At 68.8% G+C, this 24,416-nt stretch carries 20 protein-coding genes; 9 read left to right on the forward strand and 11 right to left on the reverse strand.

All coding sequences use genetic code 11. From position 1 onward, the window contains the following. Positions 1-167: 167 nt before the first annotated feature. Positions 168-1,190 (forward strand): Gfo/Idh/MocA family protein, encoded by a 1,023-nt coding sequence (locus KXC43_RS43535; protein WP_221382135.1) that lies wholly within the window; start codon positions 168-170, stop codon positions 1,188-1,190. 28 nt (positions 1,191-1,218) lie between these two features. Here the strand turns inward: KXC43_RS43535 and KXC43_RS43540 are convergent, their stop codons facing one another. Next, complete coding sequence (locus KXC43_RS43540; protein WP_221382136.1) at positions 1,219-1,764, reverse strand: TetR/AcrR family transcriptional regulator; 546 nt, start codon at positions 1,762-1,764, stop codon at positions 1,219-1,221. Positions 1,765-1,827: 63 nt separating this feature from the next. On the opposite strand from KXC43_RS43540, the gene KXC43_RS43545 reads away from it, so the two are divergent. Together KXC43_RS43545 and KXC43_RS43550 are read left to right on the forward strand one after the other, a co-directional pair. After that, positions 1,828-3,267, forward strand: a complete 1,440-nt coding sequence (locus tag KXC43_RS43545) for an MFS transporter (RefSeq protein ID WP_221382137.1) — start codon at positions 1,828-1,830, stop codon at positions 3,265-3,267. Positions 3,268-3,688: 421 nt separating this feature from the next. Further along, positions 3,689-4,267, forward strand: coding sequence for a hypothetical protein (locus KXC43_RS43550; protein ID WP_221382138.1), 579 nt, complete (start codon positions 3,689-3,691; stop codon positions 4,265-4,267). 48 nt (positions 4,268-4,315) lie between these two features. Here KXC43_RS43550 and KXC43_RS43555 read toward each other — a convergent pair whose 3' ends face one another. The 8 genes from KXC43_RS43555 to KXC43_RS43590 all read right to left on the reverse strand — a co-directional run bounded on the left by KXC43_RS43555 (position 4,316) and on the right by KXC43_RS43590 (position 17,327). Next, on the reverse strand, positions 4,316-5,188 hold the full coding sequence (locus KXC43_RS43555) for an alpha/beta fold hydrolase (protein WP_221382139.1): 873 nt from the start codon (positions 5,186-5,188) through the stop codon (positions 4,316-4,318). Between the two features lie 103 nt (positions 5,189-5,291). Next, a complete protein-coding gene (locus KXC43_RS43560) occupies positions 5,292-8,849 on the reverse strand; it encodes a galactose-binding domain-containing protein (RefSeq protein WP_221382140.1) in 3,558 nt (1,185 codons plus the stop codon). Between the two features lie 44 nt (positions 8,850-8,893). Continuing rightward, on the reverse strand, positions 8,894-11,176 hold the full coding sequence (locus tag KXC43_RS43565) for a discoidin domain-containing protein (RefSeq protein ID WP_221382141.1): 2,283 nt from the start codon (positions 11,174-11,176) through the stop codon (positions 8,894-8,896). Positions 11,177-11,213: 37 nt separating this feature from the next. Continuing rightward, positions 11,214-12,791 (reverse strand): glycoside hydrolase family 13 protein, encoded by a 1,578-nt coding sequence (locus KXC43_RS43570; RefSeq protein WP_221382142.1) that lies wholly within the window; start codon positions 12,789-12,791, stop codon positions 11,214-11,216. A 72-nt stretch (positions 12,792-12,863) separates the two neighbouring features. After that, the gene (locus KXC43_RS43575) at positions 12,864-13,736 is read right to left on the reverse strand and encodes a carbohydrate ABC transporter permease (protein ID WP_221382143.1); all 873 of its coding nucleotides are present in this window, start codon (positions 13,734-13,736) and stop codon (positions 12,864-12,866) included. Between the two features lie 4 nt (positions 13,737-13,740). Further along, the gene (locus tag KXC43_RS43580) at positions 13,741-14,682 is read right to left on the reverse strand and encodes a carbohydrate ABC transporter permease (RefSeq protein WP_255645821.1); all 942 of its coding nucleotides are present in this window, start codon (positions 14,680-14,682) and stop codon (positions 13,741-13,743) included. Between the two features lie 57 nt (positions 14,683-14,739). Continuing rightward, positions 14,740-16,122 carry an ABC transporter substrate-binding protein gene (locus tag KXC43_RS43585; RefSeq protein WP_221382144.1) on the reverse strand — a complete coding sequence of 461 codons (1,383 nt, stop codon included), beginning with the start codon at positions 16,120-16,122 and terminating at the stop codon, positions 14,740-14,742. A 218-nt stretch (positions 16,123-16,340) separates the two neighbouring features. Further along, a complete protein-coding gene (locus KXC43_RS43590; protein WP_221382145.1) occupies positions 16,341-17,327 on the reverse strand; it encodes a LacI family DNA-binding transcriptional regulator in 987 nt (328 codons plus the stop codon). Between the two features lie 242 nt (positions 17,328-17,569). Here KXC43_RS43590 and KXC43_RS43595 point away from each other — a divergent pair, with 242 nt between their 5' ends. Beyond that, entirely contained in the window at positions 17,570-17,977 is a 408-nt protein-coding gene (locus KXC43_RS43595) for a YchJ family protein (RefSeq protein ID WP_221382146.1), read from the forward strand. A 44-nt stretch (positions 17,978-18,021) separates the two neighbouring features. Beyond that, on the forward strand, positions 18,022-18,876 hold the full coding sequence (locus tag KXC43_RS53015; protein ID WP_221382147.1) for a tryptophan 2,3-dioxygenase: 855 nt from the start codon (positions 18,022-18,024) through the stop codon (positions 18,874-18,876). A 4-nt stretch (positions 18,877-18,880) separates the two neighbouring features. Here KXC43_RS53015 and KXC43_RS43605 read toward each other — a convergent pair whose 3' ends face one another. Next, entirely contained in the window at positions 18,881-19,477 is a 597-nt protein-coding gene (locus tag KXC43_RS43605) for a QsdR family transcriptional regulator (RefSeq protein WP_221382148.1), read from the reverse strand. Positions 19,478-19,871: 394 nt separating this feature from the next. Here KXC43_RS43605 and bdeA point away from each other — a divergent pair, with 394 nt between their 5' ends. From bdeA to KXC43_RS43625, 4 genes are all read left to right on the forward strand, one after another. Then, complete coding sequence (gene bdeA, locus KXC43_RS43610; RefSeq protein ID WP_221382149.1) at positions 19,872-20,780, forward strand: bis(hydroxyethyl) terephthalate hydrolase; 909 nt, start codon at positions 19,872-19,874, stop codon at positions 20,778-20,780. A gap of 148 nt (positions 20,781-20,928) precedes the next feature. After that, positions 20,929-21,561, forward strand: coding sequence for a DedA family protein (locus tag KXC43_RS43615; RefSeq protein WP_221382150.1), 633 nt, complete (start codon positions 20,929-20,931; stop codon positions 21,559-21,561). Between the two features lie 5 nt (positions 21,562-21,566). After that, on the forward strand, positions 21,567-22,739 hold the full coding sequence (locus tag KXC43_RS43620) for a sensor histidine kinase (RefSeq protein WP_255645823.1): 1,173 nt from the start codon (positions 21,567-21,569) through the stop codon (positions 22,737-22,739). A 214-nt stretch (positions 22,740-22,953) separates the two neighbouring features. After that, positions 22,954-23,598 carry a response regulator gene (locus KXC43_RS43625; RefSeq protein ID WP_221382151.1) on the forward strand — a complete coding sequence of 215 codons (645 nt, stop codon included), beginning with the start codon at positions 22,954-22,956 and terminating at the stop codon, positions 23,596-23,598. A 71-nt stretch (positions 23,599-23,669) separates the two neighbouring features. On the opposite strand, the gene KXC43_RS43630 is transcribed toward KXC43_RS43625, so the two are convergent. After that, entirely contained in the window at positions 23,670-24,278 is a 609-nt protein-coding gene (locus tag KXC43_RS43630; RefSeq protein ID WP_221382152.1) for an Rv1352/Rv1906c domain-containing protein, read from the reverse strand. Between the last annotated feature and the right edge of the window lie 138 nt (positions 24,279-24,416).

Below are 24,416 nucleotides of genomic sequence, written 5' to 3' on the forward strand. Positions count from 1 at the left end.
CCCGGCGACCTTGGCCGCCTCGAGCAACCGCCGATCGTAGGTGACGAAGGCGGTGAGAGCCGACCCCGACTCGTGTTGTCCACAGGCCCGCCCGGCGCGATGCGCGTTGTCCACAGGCCCGGGGGAGCGTGCGTGAACAGGGCGCGGATGTGGCAAGGTTTCGAGACATGAGTGACGCGGTGCGGTTCGGGCTGGTCGGCTACGGCTCGGGTGGGCGAACCTTTCATGCTCCCCTGATCGCCTCGGCGGCCAACGTCGAGTTCCTCGGCGTGGTCACCACGAACGAGGAACGCCGCAAGCAGCTCGCCGAGCAGCACCCCGCGGCGGCCGCGTTCGACTCGATCGCCGCGCTGGCCGAGGCCGGCGCCGAGGCGGTGGCGATCTCGACGCCGGTCACCACGCACGCCGACCTCGCGCTCGAGGCCATTGCGCACGGGCTGCACGTCGTGTGCGACAAGCCGTTCACCCTGACGGCCGAGCGCGCCCGCGATGTCGTCGCCGCCGCCAAGGCCAAGGGCGTGCTGCTCAGCGTCTACCAGAACCGGCGTTACGACTCCGACTTCCGGACGCTGCGGCGGCTCATCGACGACGGGCAGTTCGGCACGGTCCGGCGGTTCGAGTCGCGCTTCGAGCGCTGGGCGCCCGAGCGCAAGCCCGGCCCGGCCGGCGGCGGCACGCTGCTCGACTTCGGCTCCCACCTGGTCGACCAGGCCCTGCTGCTCAACGGGCCGGCCGTCCGGGTCTACGCCGAGGTGCGCGGCAGCGGCGAGCTCGACGACGATTTCTTCCTCGCGCTGCACCACGTCAACGGCGTCGAATCACACCTGTGGGGCAGCTGGCGCCAGGGCGCGCCGGGCCCCCGCTACCGGGTCGCGGGCACCACCGGCACGTTCGTGGTGGCCGGCGTCGACAGCCAAGAGGCGGCGCTCAAGGCGGGCCGGTCGCCGGCCGCCGTGGGCGACGACTGGGGCGTGGAACCCGAGGCCAACTGGGGCCACATCTACCGCGGCGACGACGGCACGCGGGTGCGCAGCGAGCGCGGCCGCTGGGATCTCTACTACCCGGCCTTCGCGGCGGCCGTGCGGGGCGAGGGTCCGCTGCCGGTCGACCCGGCCGACGTCGTACGCAACATGACCGTGCTCGACGCGGCCCGCGAAAGCGCGCGGAGCGGGCAGACGATCAGGCTCTGAACCCGGGCGGGCGCGCTTGCCGGGCGGGTCAGGCTCGCAGGCCGCTCAGGGCTATGCCGAGCACCCGGTCGCGCTGGGCGTCATCGACGTACGTGCCCGAGGTCAAGCCCGCGACCAGGCGCAGCAGGTCGTCGAAGCTGGCGTCGGCGCGCACCTCGCCCGCCTGCTGGGCGCGGGTGAACAGCGGCTCGCCGGCCTCGTACATGGTCGCGCGGCACGAACGGAACATCTCGGACTCGCGGTTGAGCGCCTCGATGACCGCTCGCTTCGTGCCGACGTACGAGACGAACTGGTCGAGCCAGGCGGTGAGCGCCTCCCACGGCGGTCGGCCGGCGACCTCCTCGGCGACGCGGGCGAGCTGGTTGATCTCCTCGACGTAGACCGCCTCGAACAGATCCTGCCGGGTCGGGAAGTTGCGGTAGAGCGTCCCGATGCCCACGCCGGCGCGCCGGGCAATGTCTTCGAGCGAGGCCTCGGTGCCGTTCTCGGCGAACGCCTCGCGCGCCGCGACCAGCAGCGCTTCGAAATTGCGGCGCGCGTCGGCACGCTGCGGACGGCGTAGGGCAACCGCCATGGAGACGCTCCTCACAAATAACCGGCTTGCCAACCGGAGGCACCCCTCCACTAATCTGGAGGCATGCCTCGACTTTACCAGCGTTCGCCGCGAACCACCTTCGCGGTCCTGGCCGCCGCCGCGGCGGCCTTCTCGCTCATGCAGTCGCTGGTCACGCCGGTCCTCCCGACGATCCAGCAGGACCTGCACACCTCCCCCGGCACGGTCACCTGGGTGCTCACCGCGTGGCTGCTCAGCGCGTCGGTCGCCACCCCGCTGATGGGCCGCATCGCCGACATGACCGGTAAGGACAGGGCGCTGCTGGTCGCGCTGGCCGCGATTGCCGTCGGCTGCCTGCTGGCCGCGGTCGCCCCCAACGTCGCCGTCCTGATCATCGCCCGGGTCATCCAGGGCCTCGGCGGCGCGATCTTCCCCGTCTCGTTCGGCATCCTGCGCGACGAGTTCCCGCCCGCGCGGGTCACCTCGGCCATCGGCGTGCTGGCCGCGGTCATCGCCACCGGCGGCGGCCTCGGCATCGTGCTGGCCGGCCCCATCGTCGGCGCGCTGAACTGGCGCTGGCTGTTCTGGCTGCCGCTGGCCGTCGTCATCGCGGTCGGGCTGCTCGCCTGGCGGCTGGTTCCAGCCTCCCCGGTACGCACCCCCGGCCGCGTCAACTGGCTGTCGGCCGCCCTGTTGTCGGGCTGGCTGGTCGCGCTGTTGCTGCCGCTGAGCAAGGCCACCGCCTGGGGCTGGGCTTCGGCCCGTACGCTCGGCTTCCTCGCCGCCGCGGTCGTGCTGCTGACCGCGTGGCTGCTGACCGAACTCCGGTCGTCCGAGCCCCTGATCGACATGCGTATGATGCGCCTGCCCGCGGTGTGGACGGCCAACCTGGTCGCCCTGCTCTTCGGGGCCGCGATGTTCGGCGTGTTCGCCTTCCTGCCCCAGCTGATGCAACTCCCCCGCGAGTCCGGCTTCGGTTTCGGCGCCACGGTCACCGGCGCCGGCCTGCTGATGCTGCCCATGCTGGTCACGATGGCCGTCTTCGGCTCCCTGAGCGGCCCGCTCACCCGCTGGGCGAGCAGCAAGGCGCAGCTACTGTGGGGCGCCGCCCTGAGCACGATCGCCACGCTGGCTCTGGCCCTGCGCCACGGTGCCCCGTGGCAGGTGGCGGTGGCCGGCGGCGTCTTCGGCATCGGCCTCGGCCTGGTCTACTCGTCCCTGGTCAACCTGATCGTGCAGAGCGTCCCCCGGCACCAGACCGGCGTGGCCAGCGGCATGAACACCAACATCCGCACGATCGGCGCCTCGATCGGCACGGCCGTGGTCAGCTCGATCATCACCAGCCACCCCGGCCCCCAGGGCCTGCCCGCCGAGTCCGGCTACACCGAGGCGTTCCTCGTGCTGACCGCGGTGGCCGCCGCCGCCTTCCTCGTCGCCCTGCTGGTGCCGGCGGCTCGAGCCTCGCGACCCGAGCCCGAGCGAAGCCCCGAGACGCTGCCGGAGCTCTCCCCGGTCGAGGTCTGACCGCTCGACAACAGAAGCGCGCGCTCACCCGTCCGGGAGGGCGCGCGTTTCGATGTCCAGTTGTACGCACGTGCCAACGAAGTTACAAGCGACTAGAGTGCAGGCGACTAGTAAGCAAGCGACTAGGCGCGAGGATCTCGGACGATGCGATCGAACAAGGAGGGCAGCCCGGCCCCCACACGCTCAAAGCCTTGCTGGACAACGACTCAGCAAGAAATAGCTATGCCCCGGGCCGCATGCAAGCAGAGGCGGATCCCGGGGCGCACGTCCGAAAGGTTAGCACAGCGATGGCCAGTTCTGAACCTCCCGGAGGAAGCACGTGCCCGCACCTGAGCTCAACGCCGAGTGGATCAAGAGGTCTCTCTCCCTGCCGCGATTCGAGCCATATGTTCGAACATGCGAGGGCGACGAGACGGCAGCGGTGCACCTCTACGGGTGGAACGTCGACGTCTCGGCTGCCTTCTACTCGGCGCTCCACTGCCTGGAGATCGTCCTGCGCAATGCCCTTCACGACGAGCTGAAATTCCACTATGCGCGATCCAACTGGTGGACGACCGCCCAGCCTGCCGGCGAAGGCGCCAACCTGATCACCGATGCCTACCGGCGGCTCAACCGGACCCTTGGCCGCGTCCCCAAATCGGATGACGTCGTGGCGGCGATGCCGTTCGGCTTTTGGGTCTCGCTGGTGAGCCGCAGCAACGAATCGGCCATGTGGCGGCCCGCCCTCTATCGCGCCTTCCGTCCCGGCTACCGCAGGTCACGCCGCGAGATGCACTTCCACCTCAACAGTCTCCGGCTGTTCCGCAATCGCATCATGCATCACGAGCCGATTCACACACGTCACCTCGAGGCGGACCGCAACCGCATCTACGAGGTCGCGGAATACCTCGCGCCCGGCGCCGCCGCCATGCTGGGCCGCGGGAACACGCTTGCCGAGGCCCTGGGCCGCCGACCCCTGTCTCCGAACGGAAAGCGGTGGCACAAGCCGGGCCGCGGCTGAGAACGGCTCATTTGTGGACACGGGGCTGCGGCCCTCGTGAAGCGGACTTCAGACGGCGATGTGGGCGAGCAGGTTGTCGACGATCCGGTCGAAATCGGCGATCAGGGAGAGATGGCCCTCGTCGGGGCTCAGGTGCACCTCGGCCCCGGGCACGTGGTGGGCCAGCCAGTGGCCGTGGGTGGGCGGGACCATGCGGTCCTGTTCGCCCTGCCAGACCGCGATCGGCACCCGGATGTCGGCCAGGGTGAAACCCCAGTCGGCCAGGAAGGCCAGGTCGTCCTCGCGCCAGCCGGCGATGCCGGCCGAGACGGCGTAGCGGGTCGACTCGGCCAGGTAGTCGGCCAGGCCGCCGGTCAGGGCGCGCTTGTCCACCTCGGACAGCAGGTCGCCGAAGGCCGCGACCACGTCGTCGGCGGTGACTCGGGACAAATCGCCGGCCATGCCGGTGAGGAATTTGTCGAGGGGCTGGACGCCGGCCGCCGCGGCCTGGAACTCGGCGATGTTCTCGTCGCCCATGCCGGCCAGCCAGTCGAGGCCCTTGGCGTCGTAGGGCGCCACACCGGCGACGGTCGCGGCGCCGACGCAGCGGCCGGGCAGCAGGGCCGCGCAGGCCAGGGCGTGGGGGCCGCCGCCGGACCAGCCGACGGTCACGAAGTGGGCCGCCCCGAGGCTGTCGAGCAGGGCCGCCGTGTCGGCGGCGACGTCGGCCACGCGCCGTCCGGGGTGGGGGCTGGAGCCGCCGTAGCCGGGGCGGCTGGCCTCGACGAGGCGCAGGCCGTGCCGCTGGGCGGACTCGAAGAGCGGGCCGTAGCGGACAGCGCCGGACGGGGTGCCGTGATGCAGCACCAGCGGCAGGCCGCCGGGCGGGCCTTCGATGAGGTATTCGAGCGTACGGCCGTCGGGCAGGACGATGCGTTCCACGCCGACGAATGTACGCAAGCGACGCGCGCGCCGCTGGCGGAACGCCAGGGCCGACCCGAAGGGGCCCGCGTGGACGGACGCGGGCCCCTCGTTCACAGCAGGGTCAATTACGGATGATGGTGAAGGTGGAGGTCGGGTTCTCGATGTCCCGGTAGTTGTTGCTCATCTGCAGGTTGGTGAAGGTCGCCGAGCCGACCGCGGGGCCCTGGCCGGCCTCGGGCATCGGGTTGGCCCAGATGCCGTAGCCGGACTTGGCGTCGTAGGCGTCACCGCTGCGCTGAGCACCGGTGATCGTGACGTTCGTGAAGATGGTGTCCTTCACGATGTTCTGCGGCTGCCCGCCCACGTAGTTGGTCTGGAACATGATTCCGGAGTAGGTCGGGTCGATGATGTCGACGTTCGAGACCCGGATGCCCTGGAAGACCTTCGACGCGCTGAACACCCAGATGGCCGGGAAGACCTGTGCGCCCCAGAAGTGGCCACCGGCCCGGACGATCGAGATGTTGTCGAAGACCGTCGGGGGGTTGGCGCCGAACCCGTTCATCGGGTAGCCGAAGTCCAGCGAGCTGATCGTGATGCCCGAGTAGACCAGGGTGTCCGCGATGTAGATGTTCTTGAACGTGTTGGCGTAGCCGCCGTAGACCGCGAGGCCCGCGGCCCGCCAGGTCAGGATCGACGTGAGGTTGGAGTAGACGTTGTTGATCTCGTCCGATCCGCCCGCGTCGATCGCCGAGAACAGCGCGAAGCTGTCGTCGCCGGTTGCCCGGGCCTCGTTGTTGTCGACCAGGTTGCCGGTGCTGCCGTTGGTCATGTTGACGCCGTCGGCGAACGTGTTCCGGATCCGGCTGTTCTTGATCACCATGTTGTCGGTGTTGGCGCCCCAGTAGAGGCACACCACGTGCTCGGTCCAGATGTTGTCGATGGTGATGTTGGCCGTGTTGGCGAAGTCGAAGACCTTGCCGGGGCCGTCGATGCGGATCGTGTAGTTGCCGAAGAACGCGAAGTCGGCGAACGTCGACCCGTTGGCGGTGCTGTCGGCCCGGAAGCCCGCGTCCGTCTCGGTCTGCGTCGACGGCGTGTAGAAGCGGGTGTACCAGGGGCCCGCCCCGACCACGCGGATCGACTTGCCGTACACCTGGAACTTGTTCGACGTCTGGTAGTCACCGGCCGGCAGGTACACGCCGAGCTTGGTCGTGTCCTGGCGAGCGGTGTCCAGCGCGTTCTGCACCGCCTGCTGGTCGAAGCCGGTCGGCACGACGTAGCGGGCCGAGTCCGGGTTGGCCTTGGGCGCGACCTGCTCCAGGTTGATGAAGTCGATCGCGATGCTGCCCGAGTTGACCCCGTCCTTCTGCAGCTTGATCGTGCTGCCGGCCGGGAACGAACCGTTGAGCAGGATGTTCGCCTCGTCGTAGATGTGCCTCGGTCCGGTGCCCGAGTTCTGCGGCGCGGTCTCGTTGCCGTAGAGCCAGGCGTACTTCGAGGTGAGCGGCAGCGTCTTGTTGAGCGTGCCGTTGACGTAGACGTTGATCGAGCTGTTCGTGCCGTCCGGGATCGAGAACCGCGCGACCACGGTGTTCGTCGCGGCCCGGGTGGTCCACTGCACGTACGCCCCGGTCTGGTTGAGCGTCACGGCCCGCCGCCCGGAGGCTTCGCCGGCCAGGTCGCCGACCGTCCGGTTGGGCCCGACGACAGCCGCGCCGCCGCCGGTCTGGCCGTCCTCGGCCTCGTACATGTCGTAGGGCATGTTGGCGCCGCGGCCGACGAAGAAGGGCTTCTCGCTGGTGTTGTTGGCCTGCTTCACGGGCAGCTCGTTGGCGTCGTTGGCCACCACCGTGCGTACGGTGTAACGCCCGTTGGCCGCCGTCCACGTGCCCAGGTTGATGGCCGGCGACGACGCGCCCGCCGCGAGCGTGCCGGTCCACGAACCGGTCAGCGTGCGCACCACCGACGAGCCGTTGAGCACGGTGAGGGTGATGCCGTGGGCGCCACCGGCCGAGGCCGCCGAGCCCTGGTTCTTCAGGGTGACCGAGAAGGTGACCGTCTGGCCCGCCGCCGGGGTGCCCGGCGACCAGCTGACCACCGACGCGACCAGGTCGGAGCTGCTGACCGGGGTCACAACCAGGTTCGTGGGACTGGTGTACGAGTTGTTGGCCTCGTTCGACTCGATGACCGTGTTCGACTCGTCGACCTTGGCCACGACCTGGTACGAACCGGCGTCGCGAGCACCGATGGTGGCCGAGACGGTCGCCTGGGCGCCCGCCGCGAGGGCACCGACGGTGGCCGTGCCGACCTTCGTCGTACCCAGATAGAAGTTGACGTTGGAAGCGGCACTGCCGACGCCGCCCGCGTTGCGCACGGTGGCCGACAGGGTGACCGCGTCGGTCTCGACCGGGGAAGCCGGCGAGGTGGCGGTGGCGGTGATCGTCAGGTCGGGGTTGGGCGCCGCGACGCCGATGACCTGCAGTTCGGCGACCTGACCGCTCGGTGCGCCCGAGTTGGCGGTGAACGACAGCCGCAGGTCAGCCGTGGTCGCGCTGACCGGGATGGTCACGGTGTTGCCCGCGGCCGGGTTGAAGCTGTACGAGGCTGCGCCCGTGATTGTCGTGAAGGTGCTCGCGCTCTGCTCGCGTCCCTGGATCGAGAACGTCTGCTGGCGGGCGCCCCACGAGCTGTCCGGGTTGAGCTTGACCACGACCGACGACACCGACGCGTTCGAGCCGAGCTTGACGGTCAGCGTCGCCGGTTGACCGCCGCCCTCCCAGTAGGTGGCGGTGTTGTTGTCGTTGGCGTTGGCAGCCACGAACGTGTGCACAGTGGACGAAGCCTCGATCGGCTTGCCCTGGGCCAGGTTGGTGCCCGGACCCGAGGTGCCGTTGCGGGTGACCGTGGTGCTCAGCGCCGACGTGTTGCCGGCGGCGTCCTTGGCCCGCACCTGGTACGAGACGGTGGCACTGGCCGGCTGCGAGTCGGTGTAGGTGAGCACGTTGCCGGCCACGCTGGTGCGCAGCACGCCGTTGGCGTAGACGTCGTAGCCGGTGACGCCGACGTTGTCGCTCGACGCCGACCAGGTCAGCCGGATCTGGTCGGTGCCGGGCTGGGTGAAGGCGAGATTGCCGGGCACGCTGGGCGCCTGGGTGTCGCCGCCCGAGACGGGGCCGTAGACCTCGACCTCGGACAGCTGCGCGGCAGGCCACCCGGTGTTGCCGGTGACGGTGACCCGCACGAAGCGAGCCGCGGCCGCGGTGAAGTCGATGGTCACCGTGTTGCCACTGGCCGGGTTGAAGGCGTAGCCGGCACTGGCCTTGAGGGTCGAGAAGGACGAGCCGTCGGTGCTGCCCTGGATGGACAGCGTCTGCGTCCGCGTGGCCCACGCGGTGGCCGGGGGCAGCTTGAGGACGACCTGGTTGACCTGGGTGGCGGTGCCCAGGTCGGCCTGGACCCACTGGGGGAACGCGTTGTTGTTGCTCTCCCAGTAGCTGCTGGCGTTGCCGTCACCGGCGTTGCCGGCGCCGTAGACGTCGTTGAAGCTGCTGGCACTGAAGGTCTTGCCGGCGGCCAGGTTGGGGCCGGCCGCGTTGGCGGGTGAAGGGGCGACGAGGACGGTGGCCACGATGCCGGCCGCGGCGAACACGGCGAGCAGTCGTCTTCTCAATCTGGACATGCGGGGGCGCACCTTTCTTCGAGGAGAGGCAGAGCGGGACGGGCTCAGGAGGGATGGACCTCGAACTCGGAGAGCTGGCCGGCGGGCCAGCCGGTGTTACCGGTGAAGGTCAGCCGCACGTGGCGCGCGGTCGACGCGGGGAAGGTGACGGTGGCGGTGTTGGCGCTCGCCGGGTTGAAGACGTAGCCGGCGCTCGCTTTCAGGGTGGAGAACGAACTGCCGTCGGTGCTGCCGAGCACCGACAGCGTCTGGGTGCGGGTCGCCCACGCCGTGGCCGGCGGGAGCTTGAGGACCAGCCGCGCGATGGAGCGGTTCTGGCCGAGGTCGACGGTGATCGACTGGGGGAAGGCGTTGTTGCGGCTCTCCCAGTAGGTGCCGGCGTTGCCGTCGGTCACGTTGCCCGGCCCGTAGACGTCGGTCTGGCTGGTCGCCGTGACCGGACGGCCCGCGGCCAGGTTGCCGGCGGGCGGGGTGGTGGGCGGAGTCGTCGGCGGGGTGGTGGGAGGCGAGGTCGGCGTGGTGCCGTACTGCGGGGCGGGCCACGGGCCGCAATACGAGTTGGCGGTCGACCATCCCGAGTTGCCGCCGCCGTCGGCGATCTGCAGCCCGGCGCCGGCACAGTTGTAAACCGTCTGGCTCTGCGCGATCCCCGCCGCTCGCACGTTGGTGAATCGCGCCGAGGCCGGCGCCTGTGCCTGCAGCGCGAACGTGCCCGCGCCGCTGATGTTCACATTGGTCAGGTTCAGCCCGGTGGTCTGGTTGCCGATCCACTGGATGGCCGCATACGAGCTGTCGAGGATGTCGGTGTCGGTGACGTTGATGGCGGCGCCGGTGATCGGCCCCTGGTCGCCCCAGAACCACAGCGCGCCGATCCCGAAATTCCAGTTGTAGTCGGAGTTCCCGGCCCGGATCAGGGTATTGCGGGCCAGCGTCCACGTGCCGGCGACCGCGGTCGGTCCGGTGACGCCCGGATAGCGGTTGCCGACGTGCAGGCCGCCGCCGTTCGAGACCGACTCGCTGACCACGTTGTCGGTCATCACGATGTCGCGGCCGCCATAGCTGACCAGGTGGTTGGCCAGGATCGGGGCGACGATCGTGTTGCGGGTGAACGAGTTGCCGACGTTGGGCACGTTCTCGGCCCACATCGCCAACGCGTCGTCACCGGTGTTGCGTACGAAGGTGTTGGTGACGGTCGAGTTGGTGACGCCGATGTGGAAGTTCACGCCGTCGGCCGTCTGGTCCAGGATCCGGCTGTTCCTGATGGTGAACCGGTCCATCGGCCCGTCCATCCAGGCGCCGACCTTGGTGTGCTGCATCCACACGTTGTCGATGGTCGAGTTGGACATGGCGCCGCCGAACGCGTTGACCTGGTCGTTGTCGACCCGTTCGCGGATGTCGCCGATCACCGCCAGGTCGCGGACGACCACGTTCTGGCTCGGGCCGCCCTCGTTGTTGTACTTGCCGTAGATGCCCGCGGCCAGGTTGCGCTGGGTGGGGTGCCGCCCACCGAGGACGCTGTACCAGGGGCCGGCGCCGGCCAGCGTTACCCGGTCGACGATCACGTGGCTGTACAGGGTGAAGTTGCCGCGCGGGACATAGACGACCCGGCCCGAGGACGCACCCGCGTTGACGGCGGCCTGGAACTTGGCTGTCGAGTCGGTGGCGCCGCTCGGGTCGGCGCCGTAGTCGGCCACCACGTCGATGGCGCCGGACGGTTTCGCGATCGGATCGGGCACGAGCTCGAAGTCGGCCAGGTCGATGGTGAAGGTCGGCGACTGCGCGGTCGAGGACACCTGCAGCCGGATCTTGGTGCCGGCCTGATAGGTGGTGCCGAAGAGCGTACGGGCCTCGTCGTAGAAGTGGTGCGGCAGCGGGTCGCCCGGGTTGTTGGAGAACGGGTAGTAGCCGTAGTACCAGCTGTATTTCGAGGTGACCGGCACCGTCTTGATCAGCGTCGGGCCAGTCCGCACGTCGAGCGTGGCGTCGCGGCCGGTGCCGGCGGCGTTGTCCGGAATGCTGTAGCGGAACGTCACCGCGTTGGCCGGCTTGGTCAGGGTGAACTCGACGTATTCGCCGGCCGCGTCGAGGGTGATCGCCTCGCGCCCGGAAGCCTCCGACGACAGCCGGCCGTAGACCCGGCTGGTGCCGGTGGAGGTGCCGGTGTGCGCGGCCTTCTCGGCCTCCTGCTCGACGAAGGGAACCGTCGCGCCGCGACCGGCGATGTCGAACGGGGACAGGCCGGCGGCCTGCGCCGACGGCGCGTTCAAAACGATGGCGGTGCTCGCTGTGAGGGCAGCGAGCGCGCACCACAATCTGCGGTTGGCCATGGGGAATCCCTTTCTCAGGTGGCCAGCCCCCGGGGTGTTACGAGGTCATGCGCAGCCACACGGCGGTGTCCGGGGGGAGGCGGTCACCGTCGAGAGGGCCACTGGCGAGCAGAACGGACTGGTGGGCGGGCAGGGCGACGGGGGCGCCCGACATGTTGACGACGCAGGCGAAGTCCTGGCCGCGGCAGAAGGCGAGCACCGCCGGGTCCAGGTCGAGCCAGGCGAAGTCCGAGAACGACTCCTCGCGGCGGCGGGCGATCGCCGAGCGGTAGAGCTCGAGCATCGAGTTGGGGTCGCCGGTCTGGGCCTGGGCCGTGCGGTCCTTCCACTCCGCCGGCTGGGGAAGCCAGGGGGTGGCGGTGGTGAAGCCGAACGGCGCCTCGTCGCCGGTCCAGGGCAGCGGCACCCGGCAGCCGTCGCGGCTGTGCCCGCGCCGGCCCCACATCGGGTCCTGGAACTCCTCGGGCGGGATGTTCTCGTTCTCCCAGAGCCCGAGTTCCTCGCCCTGGTAGATGTAGGTCGCACCGGGCAGCGACAGGGAGAGCAACGCGGCCGCGCGGGCCCGGCGGGTGCCCACTTCGAGGTCGACCGGGGTGCCGTCGAGGTTGTTGTCGAAGCTGAAGGTGGTGTCCTCGCGACCGTAGCGGGTGACGTGACGGGTGACGTCGTGGTTGGAGAGCACCCACGTCGCCGGGGCTCCGACAGCGGCGTGGGCGTGCAGCGTACGGTCGACGCACTCCCGCATCAGCCGCGGATCCCAGGCACAACCGAGGAAGTCGAAGTTGAACGCCGCGTGCAGCTCGTCCGGTCGCAGGTAGTTTGCGAACCGCTCGACCTCGGGCATCCACACCTCGCCGATCAGGGCGCGGTCCCCGCCGTACGAGTCGGCGATGCGCCGCCACGAGCGGTAGACCTCGTGCACGCCGTCGAGGTCGTGGAACGGGTGCGGGCTGTCCTCGAGCACCTCGGGCAGAGCCGGGTCCTTGAGCAGCAGCGCCGCCGAGTCGATGCGGATGCCGTCGACACCGCGGTCGAACCAGAACCGCAGGATGCTCTCGAACTCGGCTCGCACGTCCGGGTGGTCCCAGTTCAGGTCCGGCTGCTCGGGCGTGAACAAGTGCAGATACCAGGACCCGTCCGGCGTACGGGTCCAGGTGGTGCCGCCGAACTCCCCTCGCCAGTCCGTCGGCATCTCGTCGCCGTTCTCGCCCCGCCCGGGCCGGAACCAGAAGTAGTCGCGTTCCTTCGCGTCCGGGTCGGCCAGCGCCGCCTTGAACCACGGGTGCTCGCTGGAGATGTGGTTGGGCACGATGTCGACGATCATGCGGATGCCGGCCGCGTGCGCCTCCTCGATCAGCGCCTCGGCCTCGGTCAGCGAGCCGAACACCGGGTCGATGTCGCGGAAGTCGGCCACGTCGTAGCCGGCGTCGGCCATCGGCGACGGGTACCACGGGCTCATCCAGATCGCGTCGACGCCGAGGTCCCGCAGGTGTCCCAGCCGAGCGCGGATGCCCGCGATGTCGCCGACGCCGTCGCCGTTCGCGTCGGCGTAGCTGCGCGGATAGACCTGGTAGATCACCGCGTCGCGCCACCACTGGGAGTCTTTGAGAGACACTGCAACCCGCTTTCTGTGCACAGTGGGTCCGACGGTCCTGGTGCGGACCGCCCCTTTTCTTCGGGAACCTGGTCAGCCCTTCAAGCTGCCGGTCGTCAGGCCTGACATGATGTTGCGCTGGAAGAGCAGGAAGATGATCACCGTGGGGATCGCGGCGATGACCGAGGCGGCGATCACCACGTTCTGCGGCGTGCCGCCCGAGAAGGCGTAGATGCCGACGCTGAGCGTGCGCGTCTCCGGTGACGGCATCACCAGCTTCGGCCAGAGGAAGTCCTTCCAGACCGCGGTCACCGCGAAGATCGAGACCACGCCGAGGATCGGCCGCGACATCGGCAGGATGATCGACCACAGCGTGCGCAGCGGCGACGCCCCGTCGACCTGGGCGGCCGCGATCAGGTCCTCCGGGATCGAGTCGAAGAACCGCTTGAGCAGGAAGATGTTGAACGCGTTGGCGATCAGCGGCAGCCAGATGGCCCAGGGCGAGTCGAGCAGGTTGACGTGGATAATCGGCAGGTCGATCGCCGTCACGTACTGCGGGACGATCAGCACCATGGCCGGGATCATCAGCGTGGCCAGCATCGCCGCCAGGATCACGTTGCCGAAGGCCGGGCGGAGTTTCGACAGGGCGTACGCCGCCGCGGTGTCGAAGACGAGCTGGAAGAAGACCGCGCCGGCCGCGTAGTAGAACGTGTTGAACATCAGCTTGGCCAGGTCGAGGTTGTTCCACGCGTCGACGTAGTTCTGCGTCTGCGGGTCGCGCGGCCACAGCGTGGGCGGCGTCTGCGCGATCTCCTGACCCGATTTGAGCGCGCCCGTGACCATCCAGTAGAGCGGCCCGAGGAACACGAGCGTGAAACCGGCGACCACGACGGCGAGCACGGCCCAGTAGAGGAACCGGCCACGGCCCCGGCGGAGTTGCGCCTGCGAGATAAGAGTTCGGCTCATCCTCTTAGTCCTGTTTCGTGGTCAGTCGCACGTAGACGGCGGAGAAGGCGGCCAGGACGATCAGCATGATCACGCCGAGGGCGGCGGCGCCGTTGAGGTCGTTCTGGAAAAAGCCGTGCTGATAGATCAGATAGGCCACCGAGGTCGCCGAGTCCTGGGTGCCGGCGCCGTTGGCCAGGATCAGCGGCTCGATGAACAGCTGCATGGTGGCGACGATCTGCAGCATGGCCAGCAGCGCGAGGATGAGCCGGGTCTGCGGGATGGTGACGCTCCAGATGCGGCGCCAGATGCCGGCGCCGTCGAGCTCGGCCGCCTCGTACAGCTCGCCCGGGATGTTCTGCAGCGACGCCAGATAGATCAGCACGGCGCTGCCCAGGTTCATCCAGGTCGAGGCGATCACCATGGCCGGGATCGTCATGGTCGGCGACTGCATCCACTCCGAGGTGGGCAGGTGCAGAAACTTGAGGATCGCGTTGAACAGGCCGGCTTCGCTGGGGTCGTACGCGTAGTACTTGAAGAGAAAGAGCGCGGACGCCGGGGGCAGCATCACCGGTAGGTAGACCAGGATCCGCAGGTAGCCCTTGGCGTGCCGGAACTCGTTGAGCAGGATCGCCACGAAGAACGGCAGCACATAGCCGACGACGAGGGCCAGGATCGTGAACAGGAACGTGTTCTTCCAGGCGATCCAGAAGCTGGGGTCGGCGACGATCCGGGTGTAGTTGTCCCAGCCGACCCAGGTGGTCTCGCCGCGCCGGGTGCGCTGGAAGCTCATCACGATGCCGCGGATCATCGGGTACCACATGAAGAGGGCGAAGCAGACGACCGCCCCGATCAGGAAAGCGTGCCCGGTGAGGTTGTCCTTGATTCGGCGTGCGGCTTTGCCGCTGGGCTTGGCCGGCGCCGGCACGGTCTGCGTGGTGACGCCCGGCGCAGTCATGATCGCCAACTGGTGCTCCTGGGTTGAGGGCGCGGGAACCGGAGGTCCGGCTCCCGCGCTCCGTGATCAGCTACCGGCGGCCTGAAGCTGGTTGACCTTCGTCTCGGCCGTCTTGAGCAGGGAGTCGATGTTGGCATTGGGGTTTGTCAGAACCCCCGACATCGCCGAGTCGAGGACCGCGTAGATGGCCTGCGCGTTCCGCGGCTCACCCACGATCGGCACCGGGTTCTCCTCGAACGCCTTGAAGTTCGCGGTGTCGACGTTCGCGTTGGCCTTGCGCAGCTCGAGCTCCTGCTTCTGAGCCTCGCTGCCGTTGGTGAACAGCAGCGGCTGGGGCAGGCCGACCGGGTAGTTCTGCGGCTTCGCCCGCACGTAGTCGAGCTGGCCCTTGCCCGGCGTCAGCTTCTGGTACGCGATCCACTTCAGACCGGCCTTGACCTGCTCTCCGGTGAGGTCCTTCTTGAAGAAGTAGCCCTCGCCGCCGCCCAGCGTGCCCTTGGCCGGGCCGTCCTGACCGGGCATCGGACCCATCGCCCAGTCCTCGTACTTGCCCTGGAACTGGCTCACGATGGCCTGGGTCGCGTCGGGCGCCCCGATGAACATGCCCACCTTGCCGGCGCCGGCGTTGGTCAGCAGGTCGCCCCACTGCAGCAGCTGACGGCTGCCCATGCTGTTGTCGCCGTACCGCATGTCCTTGAGGTTCTGCAGGACCTGCTTGCCCTGGGCGTTGTTGAACTCGGCCTTCTTGCCGTCCTCGCTGAGGATCTTGCCGCCCTGCGAGTAGTTCAACGCGGTGAAGTGCCAGCCGCCGGTGTTGCCCGCGCTGTATTCGGAGTAGCCGGCGACGCCGCCGCCGGTCCCCGCGATCTTCTTGGCCGCGGCGCGAACCTCGGCCCAGGTCTTGGGCGGGGCTTCCGGGTCGAGCCCGGCCTTCTTGAAGAGGGCCTTGTTGTAGACCAGACCCATCGAGTAGTTCTTCACCGGTACGGCGTAGAGCTTGCCCTCCTCGGTGAAGACCTCCTTGAGGGCGGGATCGACGCTGTCCCAGGTCGGGATGGTGTCCTTGGTCGCGTACTGGGTGATGTCCATGGCCTGACCGCTGTCGAGCACCTGCTGCAGATCGGTCATGTAGCCGTAGAAGACGTCGGTCATCGTGCCGCCGGCCAGGCGGGCCGTGAAGTCCGGCGGGTTGTTGCACTGCTCGCCGACGCTGACGCTCTTGATCGTGATGTCGGGGTTCTGCTTCTGGAACTCCGCGACATCGGCGTTCCAGTTCGCCAGCAGTTCCTTCTGTGCGCCGACCGGCTGGCAGTCGACCGTGATGGTGACCTTGCCGGCGGCGTCTGTCCCGCCGTCGTCGTCGCTCTTCGTGGAGCACGCCGTGAGGCTGAGCCCCAGGCCGGCCACGAGCGCGAGCGCCGCTGCCTTCCGGTACTGCGGTACGGACATCTGTCCATCCCTTCGGGAACGGTTATCCATGGCCATCGTTTTCAAGCGTGATCATGTGACTTGGGTCTCGCATGTTTCGTGGACGTGACGATACAAAGTCCAACCGGTTCACCGCAAGAAGCCGACTGAAGAAAGAAAAAACGCGACTAACATCGCTGTGGGCGCGCACGACAAAGGGCGGGCCCCAGGGCCCGCCCTTCAGGAAAGAAACTTGCTGGTCAGTCGCGCTTTCGTGCCGGCCCGGTGGAGCCGCGCACCACCAGCTCCGGCTCGAAAAGAAGCTCGTCGGGCTCGACGCCGCTGCCCTCGATCTGGTTGACGAGCAGGTCGACGGCCGACTGGCCCATCAGCTCGATGGGCTGCCGGACGGTCGTCAGCGGCGGGTCGGTGCACGTCATCAGCGCCGAATCGTCGAAGCCGACGACCGACACGTCGCCCGGCACGTCGAGGCCGAGCCGGCGGGCGGCCCGGATCGAGCCCAGCGCGAGCACGTCGGAAGCGCAGATCATGCCGGTCACGCCGCGGTCGATCAGCTTGGCCGCGGCCAGGCGCGCGCTCTCCATCGAGAAGCTCGTGCGCTCGACCAGGAACTGCTTGCCCTCGAGGGCGGCCAGCTTGCGGCGCGAGGGCACGTGGTCCTCAGGGCCCATGACCATGCCGATGCGCTCGTGACCCAGTGACCTCAGATGCCCGTACGCCTGCTCGACAGCCACCGCGTCGTCGGTCGAGATGTGCGGGAAGCCCAGGTCGGAGACGCCCGCGTTGACCATGACGACCGGCATGCGACGGTCGGTCAGCGCCCGGTAATGGCCGTGCTCGGCATCGGCCAGGGCATACGAGCCGCCGGCGAAGACCACCCCGGAGACCTGATGGTCGAGCAGCATCTCGATGTAGTCGCGTTCGGGGACGCCGCCGATCGTGCGGGCAGCCAGCAACGGGGTGAAGCCACGCTGAGCCAGCGAGGCGGTGACCACTTCGGCCAGCGCCGGGAAGATCGGATTTTGCAGCTCGGGCAGGACGAGACCGACCAGCCGGCCGCGCTCACCCCGCAGCTTGGTCGGGCGCTCGTAGCCCAGGACGTCGAGCGCGGTCAGAACGGACGCGCGGGTCGCCTCGCTCACACCGTTGCGACCGTTGAGCACCCGGCTGACGGTCGCCTCGCTGACGCCCGCCTTCTTGGCCACCTCGGCCAGACGTTTGGTCACGCAGGCAGCGTACGTCAAATGTCTGCAAAATTCGAACGCGCGCTTTCACGACGTTCGGCATCCGCTGTTCGGTCTTGCAGGTTGTTCCGCATGATTGCGGGCCGTGTTTGCTGACGCGTTTAAGTCGTCACTCTCCGTTCGCCCGACGTTCCGGTGTCGCGGTTCGCTTGCGCCGGCCACGTGGTCCCGCGCGCTTCGGTATCGCCGTCCGGCACGGGGTGGTGACCTGAGAAAATAAGCGCATGGCGTCGAAGACGAAGCTCTGCCCCTGCGGCCGCGGGCTGCCCTATGCCGAGTGCTGCGAACCGGCCCACCTCGGCACTCCCCCGGCCACCGCCGAGGCGCTGATGCGGTCGCGCTACTCGGCCTTCGCGCTCGACGACGACGACTACGTGCTCCGATCGTGGCACCCGAAGACCCGGCCGGCCCGCATCGAACCCGACTCGCGGCTGCGCTGGACGGGCCTCGACATCATCGAGTCCAGCGGCGGCGGCCTGTTCGACACCGAGGGCATCGTCGAGTTCCGGGCCCACTACAAGGACCACGGCAAGCCCGGCGACATGGTCGAGCGCAGCCGTTTCGTCCGCTCCGACGGGCAGTGGGCGTACTGGGGCCCGATCCTGGCCGACGGCTCATTGTCCAATGCCTGAGCTGGTGTGATTCTCTTCAGGTGAGGATCTGAGGAGGGATTACCGTGGAAGGCGACCAACGGCCGATCGAGGACTCCGTCGTCCGCGATTTCAAGGTCAACCTCTCGTACGGCCGATACCTGCACCTCGACGAGCTGCTGAACGCCCAGCATCCGGTGAGCGTGCCCGAGCACCACGACGAACTACTGTTCATCCTGCAGCATCAGACCTCGGAGTTGTGGCTCAAGCTGGTGCTGCACGAGCTGCGCGCGGTGACCCGCCGGATCGCCGCGGACGACCTGCGCCCCGCGCTCAAGGGGCTGGCCCGGGTCAAACACATCCAGCGCACGCTCACCGAGCAGTGGTCGGTGCTGGCCACGCTCACGCCCAGCGAGTACGCCGAGTTCCGCAGCTTCCTGGGCACGTCGTCGGGCTTCCAGTCGTATCAGTACCGCGCGGTCGAGTTCCTGCTCGGCAACAAGGACAGGCGGATGCTGTCGCTGTTCAACGACGACCAGAGCGCCCTCGCCATGCTGACCGAGGCGCTCGAGGCGCCCAGCGTGTACGACGAGTTCCTGCGTTACCTGCACCGCCACGGCCACGACGTGCCGAGCGAGCTGCTGCAGCGCGACGTGACTCTGCCCTGGCGCTACAACGAAGACCTGGTGCCGGTGTTCGTGCGCATCTACAACGACCCCGAGAAGTTCTGGGAAGCGTACGAGGCCTGCGAAGAGTTCGTCGACATCGAGGAGAACTTTCAGCTCTGGCGGTTCCGCCACCTGAAGACGGTGGAGCGCACGATCGGCTTCAAGCGCGGCACCGGCGGCTCCAGCGGGGTCGGCTTCCTCAAGGCAGCGCTCGACCTGACTTTCTTCCCCGAGCTCTACGCCGTACGCACGGAGATCGGAATCCCGGGCTGACCCGTCAGTGGGCCGCGTTCAGCAGGGAGCGCAGGGCGGGGACGAGTTCGTCGAAATCCGCCTTCTTGCCGGTGAAGAACTCGGCATAGAGAAACGCGCCGACCATGCGGACGTAGAGAAAAGCCAGATGCGGAAGGTCGGTGCCCGGCGGCAACTCGTCAGTCAGCCCGGTCTCGCGGAATACCGCGAGCTGATTGGCGACCGCACTCTCGTGCACGCCGCCAGCTGGTGTGAATAATATTCGCGATGCCGCCTCGGACTCCTGGCGCAGAAAGGTCTCGAGGACGGGCGACCGCAGTAGCTCGCCGAAATGCCGGGAAATCTCGACCACACCGTCGAAGCCCGCGGCCGTGCGCGCCTCCCGGGATTCGGCGAACATCGCTTCGGTGAGCGCCCGCAGGACGTCGTCGAGCAGGGCGTCCCGGCTGCCGGCGACCCGATAGAGCGTGGCCCGGCTGATGGCCATGGAAACGGCCAGATCTTCCATGTCTATTGTGGATCGGCTGAGAAAGTGCTCAACCCCGGCCCGCACCACCTGTTCGCGAGTGACAACCCGGCGGCTCGCCTTTTCATCGCCCACTACCGTCACCATCGCCCGCATCCGACCCGATGATCACTGTACCAATCTTCCGAAGTGATGTGCGGTTTCCTTTCGCCGGATCTCATCCCCACCAGCTCCTTTGTCCGTAATGCCGCCGGAGTCTTTGCCCGCAAGGCCGCCGGACGTCTTTGCCCGTTCCGCCGGCAGACGTCTTTGCTCTGCCGCCAGACGTCTTTGCCCGTTCCGCCGGCAGACGTCTTTGCTCTGCCGCCAGACGTCTTTGCCCGTTCCGCCGGCAGATGTCTTTGCCCTGCCGCCCGGACATCGAAGACTTTCGCTGCGACCGCCGTCTCACGATTTCCGCTCGCCTTGAAATACGGATCGGAGGGCCCTCAGGATCGATTTCGGCACGATCCGATCCCGCTCGTCCGCGGGACTGACGAGGAGAGCCCTCATGCAGCCCACTCAGACCGCCCGGCGGCCCCGCCGCCTGCTTCGCCCGCGCAACCTGGTCGGCGCGGCCGCCGCGGTGACGATGGCCGTCGGCGGCGTCACCCTGGTGCCGTCGGCCCAGGCCGCCACGAACCCGTTCGAGCGCGGCCCGGCCCCCACCCTGTCGAGCATCCAGGCCACCCGCGGCTCGTTCGCCGTCTCGCAGACGAGCGTCTCGTCGCTGACGGCGAGCGGATTCGGCGGCGGCGACATCTATTACCCGACCAGCACCAGCGCCGGCACGTTCGGCGCGGTGGCGATCGCCCCCGGATACACCGCTTCCCGGTCGAGCATGGCGTGGCTCGCGCCGCGGCTCGCTTCCCAGGGCTTCGTGGTCTTCAACATCGACACCCTGACCCGTTCGGACCAGCCCGCCAGCCGGGGTCGCCAACTGCTGGCCGCGCTGGACTACCTGACCCAGCGCAGCACCGTCCGCACCCGCATCGACGCGAGCCGCCTGGCCGTGGTCGGCCACTCGATGGGTGGCGGCGGCACCCTGGAAGCCGCCAAGTCTCGCCCCGAGCTGCAGGCGGCCGTCCCGCTGACGCCGTGGAACCTCGACAAGACCTGGCCCGAGGTCAGGACGCCCACGCTGGTGATCGGCGCCGAGAACGACTCGGTGGCCGGCGTCTCGTCGCACGCGATCCCGTTCTACAACAGCCTGCCCGCCTCGCTGGACAAGGCCTATCTCGAGCTGAACAACGCCTCGCACTTCGCGCCGAACTCGAGCAACACCACGATCGCGCAATACAGCATCTCGTGGCTGAAGCGCTTCGTGGACGACGACGTGCGCTACGAGCAGTTCCTCTGCCCCGCGCCCCGGGTCGGCACGACGATCTCCGACTATCGCGACACCTGCCCTCATTCCTGAGTCACCTGCCCTTCCCGCTCGCCACTCTGCTCCTTCGGCCGGTCGGCCGGACTGGGGCCGGCACCCGAATCGGGGTGTGGTTTTCCGCAGGTGACTTCGGCGGCCGGCTTCATGGCCGAGCCGGCCGCCGATCCCTAGCGTTTTCGCCATGACCTCGACGTATGCAGCCGACGGCGGCCTCACCGGCTTCGTGACGGGCCTCGTGGAACGCCTCGGTGGGCCCGGTGCGGGCCTCGCCGTGGCGCTGGAAAATCTGTTCCCGCCGATCCCCAGCGAGGTGATCCTGCCGCTGGCAGGCTTCGCCGCCGGCCAGGGCCGCATGAGCCTGATCGGCGCCATCGCCTGGACCACGCTGGGTTCGGTCGTGGGCGCGGTCGCCCTCTACTACGCGGGCGTGCTGCTCGGCCGCGAGCGGCTGCGGGCGATCGCCGCCCGCCTGCCGCTGATCAAGCTGAGCGACATCGACCGGACGGAAGCCTGGTTCCATCGCCACGGCCCCAAGACTGTGCTGTTCGGCCGCATGATTCCCATCTTCCGCAGCCTCATCTCCATCCCGGCCGGCGTCGAGCGCATGTCGCTGCCTGTCTTCCTGCTCTGCACCACCGTGGGCAGCCTGATCTGGAACTCGGCCTTCGTTCTGGCCGGCTACTACCTGGGCGCCAACTGGCACGAGGTCGAGGCCTACGCCTCCACCTTCCAGAAGGCCGTGATCGTCGCCTGCGCGGTGGCCGTGGCCGCCTTCGTCGCCGTCCGTCTGACTCGCCGCCATCGCGTACGGTGACCGAGATGCTTCCTCGCGTTCACCCGTCCGGGCCGGCGGGCTCCGACCTGGCCGCTCGCCCGAGTGACCACGCGATGAGCCGAGGGCTTCGCCTCTTGATCCGGGCCGCGCAGCCGCTGGCCGTGGTGTCGCTCGGGGCGCTGAGCGGCGCCGGCGAGGTCCTCTTCCTGGTCGTGGCCGGGCTGGCGTGGCGGTCACGGGGCCGGGCCGGCGTCCTCGAGAGCGCTCGGCAGATCGTCGCCTGGGAGCTGCGCCGGCTGTCGCTTCCGCCCATGAGCGCCGATGCCCCGCGAATGCTCGGCTACCTGGTCGCCCGGCTGCTGCCGGCCGCTCTCGGGGCGGTCAGCGCCGGGCTGCTCCTGGTCGGGCTGGTGCTGGCCGGCATCGTGACACAGGCCGTCGTCACCGGGCAGATGAGCGGGGCCGAGCTCGTCATGCAGATCGTCATCGGCTCGGCGCTGCTGGCCCTGAACATCCAGGCCGTCGCCAGCGTGCTGCGGCTCGACCGGTGGCTCGCCGGCAACCTGCTCCAACCGGGCGACCGCGAAGATCTCGAGCAGCGCATCACCGAGCTCACCACCACCCGCGCGGGCGTGATGGCAGCCGTCGACGCGGAACGCCGGCGCATCGAGCGCGACCTGCACGACGGACTTCAGCAGCGGCTCGTCGCCCTCGGCATGGTGCTGGGCCGGGCCCGCCGCAGCCACGATCCCGAACAGGCGACCCGGCTGCTCGGCCAGGCCCACGACGACGCGCAGCGAGCGCTCGACGAGTTGCGCGAGGTCGCCTGGCGCGTCTACCCGTCGGCGCTCGACCACGGCACTCTCGAAGACGCGCTCGGCATGGTCGCGCACGGTTCGGCCGTTCCCGTCCGCATCGACTACCGCCTGGCCGATCGCCCGCCGCCACAGGTCGAGACCGCGCTCTACTTCGTGGCCTGCGAGGCCATTACCAACGCCGCGAAGCACTCCGGCGCAACCGTGATCCACATCGACATCACCGGCGACGACGGGCGAATCGCGATGGCGCTCCGCGACGACGGCCGGGGCGGCGCCGACCCCACCGGCAGCGGCTTGCAGGGCCTGGCCCGCCGCGTGGCCGCGCTCGACGGCCACTTCACCCTGACCAGCCCCGAGGCGGCCGGCACCACGATCCAGGTGACGCTGCCATGCCACTGACGTCCCACACCGGCAACGCCCCGCGGCCCCGCTTCACCCCACGACCCAGCCTTGCCCAGCGACCTAGCTTTGCCCCGCGACCCAGCCTTGCCCCGCGACCCAGCCTTGCCCCGCGTGCGGGCAAATGCCTCCCCGTCGCACCCGAGACGACCTGCCGCGTCCCACATAGGCCGCTCCGCGACGGGCGATTCTCGGCGGTTCGGCGGTTGTTGCCGTGCGCATAGTGCTGGCGGAAGATTCGACGCTGCTGCGCGAGGGGTTGGTGCGGCTGCTCGGCGACGAGGGCCACGAGGTTGTCGCGGCGGTCGCCGATGCCGACCAGCTCGTCGAGACCGTCGGGACACACCAGCCGGACATCGTGGTGACCGACGTCCGCATGCCGCCCACCAACACGGACGACGGGCTGCGCGCGGCGCTCGAGATCCGCCGCCGCTGGCCCGGCATGGCCGTGCTGGTGCTGTCGCAGTACGTCGAGAAGCGCTACGCCGCCCGGTTGCTGGCCGACCGCTCCGAGGGCGTCGGCTACGTCCTCAAAGACCGGGTCGCCCAGGTCGAGGACTTCCTCGACGCCCTGGCCCGGGTCGCCGCCGGCTCCACGGCGCTCGACCCCGAGGTCGTGCGGCAGCTGATGTCCGCGACCAGCCACACCGATCCGCTGAGCCGGCTCACCGCCCGCGAGAGCGATGTCCTGCGCCACATGGCCGAGGGCTACACGAACGCCGCCATCGCCGACCGCCTCTTCGTCTCGCAGAGCGCCGTCGAGAAACACGTCAACGCCATCTTCGAGAAGCTCGGTCTGGCCGACACCACCGGCTACAGCCGCCGCATCCTGGCGGTCCTGCGCTACCTCGGCACCTGATCAAGAGGTTCGCCGGCCGCGTTACCACCTGCCGCGGGCCGGGACGCCTTGCCCGACCGGCGCGGGTGATGTCAGGTGATCTTGGTCCACGTGGTGCAGCTGCTGGATTTGAAGATGCCGCCGGGCGGGATGGTGACCAGCAGCTGCCCCTGAGAGATCTCGTTGGCGATGATGTTACTGGAGGCGCCGTCGGCCGAGCGGGATCGTTCCCAGTAGCAGAACTCCTTGTTGGACGAGGAGCGGTAGGTGCCGGGGACGAAGTCGGAGCCCACGAAGTAGACACCGTTGCCGGGGATCGTCGTCCTGGTGGACTTCGTGCTCATGGCGGCGGGGGTCACGCGCGTGAAGGTCTTGCAGCCGCTGGTCTTGAAGACCTTGTCGGTGGGCTTGACGTAGACGATCCGCTGGCCGTCGCCGATGTCGTTGGCGATGATGCTGCTCGTCGCGCCGGTGGTGTTGGTGGCGCGCTGCCAGTAGCAGGCGCTGTTGCCGACCGAGCGGTAGACGCCGGCCTGGAAATCCTTGTTGACCAGGTAGGTGCCGTTCCCGGGGATCGTGGTCTTGGGCGCTGCGGCAGCCGGCGGCAGGCCCGTCGACAGGCCGGCGAATCCGCCCACCAGGGAGACCGCCGCCACTGCGAACTGCCGCGTGGCCAATCCACGCCGGAGAGAAGCGCTCATCATGTTCCTTCGTTCCTGCTGTCAACGGAGCCGATGCCACCGCGCCCGGGGCGGTCGCGGAGAGCCGCCGACAAACGCCCTTGAACGGTCCTGGTCACCAAATCGGATTTCCCGACGCTCCGCGGCCCGAACGGGACG

The organism is Paractinoplanes polyasparticus (assembly GCF_019710575.1).
In the GTDB taxonomy this organism is placed as follows: domain Bacteria; phylum Actinomycetota; class Actinomycetes; order Mycobacteriales; family Micromonosporaceae; genus Actinoplanes; species Actinoplanes polyasparticus.